This window comes from Aequorivita sediminis, assembly GCF_032080575.2.
Taxonomy (GTDB): domain Bacteria; phylum Bacteroidota; class Bacteroidia; order Flavobacteriales; family Flavobacteriaceae; genus Aequorivita; species Aequorivita sediminis.
Genome location: NZ_JAVLSO020000055.1, coordinates 1 through 321 on the forward strand (window position 1 = coordinate 1; position 321 = coordinate 321).

The 321-nt window shown below is 43.0% G+C and carries 1 protein-coding gene; it reads right to left on the reverse strand.

Annotation, left to right across the window (positions count from 1 at the left end; all coding sequences use genetic code 11):
- Positions 1 to 236 (reverse strand): hypothetical protein (locus RT250_RS13570; RefSeq protein WP_313115428.1); only part of this gene is annotated, 236 nt, incomplete at its 3' end.
- Positions 237 to 321 lie beyond the last annotated feature (85 nt).

The window sequence follows — 321 nt, forward strand, 5'->3', positions numbered from 1 at the left end:
CCATTGTCCTGCATGCTTGTAGTGTTGGCGTTGAAGATTACTTCGGTACCATCTACCGCTGTATGTCTAAAAGTTCCATCTCCTAAGTCTTCAAATACATCAGTTCCTGAGGCAGCGATAATGTTTATGATTTCATCGTAGATATCGCCTTGGTTTTGAATGTTGGTCACCACGTCGTTAATTACATCAACTGTAATGCTATCGCCATTGGCGTTGGTTAAATACGTAGGTGCCATCTCCATTGTCCTGCATGCTTGTAGTGTTGGCGTTGAAGATTACTTCGGTACCATCTACCGCTGTATGTCTAAAAGTTCCATCTCC